The organism is Roseomonas sp. 18066 (assembly GCF_902706185.1).
Classification (GTDB): domain Bacteria; phylum Pseudomonadota; class Alphaproteobacteria; order Acetobacterales; family Acetobacteraceae; genus Pseudoroseomonas.
Window position 1 is genome coordinate 1 of record NZ_CACSJM010000330.1, and the last position, 858, is coordinate 858.

An 858-nucleotide genomic window follows, 5' to 3' on the forward strand; every position below is an offset into this window, starting at 1 on the left:
GCCTGCCGGCCGGCGCCACGCTGTCGGCGGGGACGCACAATCCGGACGGCAGCTACACGCTGACCCAGGCGCAGCTGACCGGGCTGACGATCACCTCGCCGGATCCGGGCAACACCACGCTGCATGTGACGGCCACCGTCACAGACAGCTCCAGCGGCACGACGGCGACGACCAGCGCCAATGTCGGGCTGAACGTGCTGAACGTCGCCGATGCGCCGGGCCTGACCTTGCCGGCGCTGCCACTGGCCGGGCTGGAGGACGTCTCGATCGCCTTGCCGATCGCGCTGGCGCCGCTGTCGCCGACCGAGACGGTGAGCGTCACCATCAGCGGGCTGCCGGCGGGGGCCACGCTGTCGGCCGGGACGCACAACCCGGACGGCAGCTATACGCTGACCCAGGCGCAGCTGACCGGTCTGACGATCACCTCGCCCGACCCGGGCAACACCACGCTGCATGTGACGGCCACCGTCACGGACAGCTCCAGCGGCACCACCGCGACCACCTCGGCCAATGTCGGGCTGAACGTGCTCAACGTCGCCGATGCGCCGGGCCTGACCCTGCCGGCGCTGCCGCTGGCCGGGCTGGAGGACGCCTCGATCGCCTTGCCGATCGCCTTGGCGCCGCTGTCGCCAACCGAGACGGTCAGCATCACCATCAGCGGGCTACCGGCGGGGGCCACGCTGTCGGCCGGGACGCACAACCCGGACGGCAGCTATACGCTGACCCAGGCCCAGCTGACCGGGCTGACGATCACCTCGCCGGACCCGGGCAACACCACGCTGCATGTCACGGCCACCGTCACAGACAGTTCCAGCGGCACCACCGCGACGACGAGCGCCAATGTCGGGCTGAATGTGC

The 858-nt window shown here is 71.0% G+C and carries 1 protein-coding gene; it reads left to right on the top strand.

The features are described 5' to 3' along the window. The coding region (locus tag GVN67_RS29075; protein ID WP_160000773.1) for a hypothetical protein at window positions 1-858 on the top strand (858 nt) is incomplete at both ends.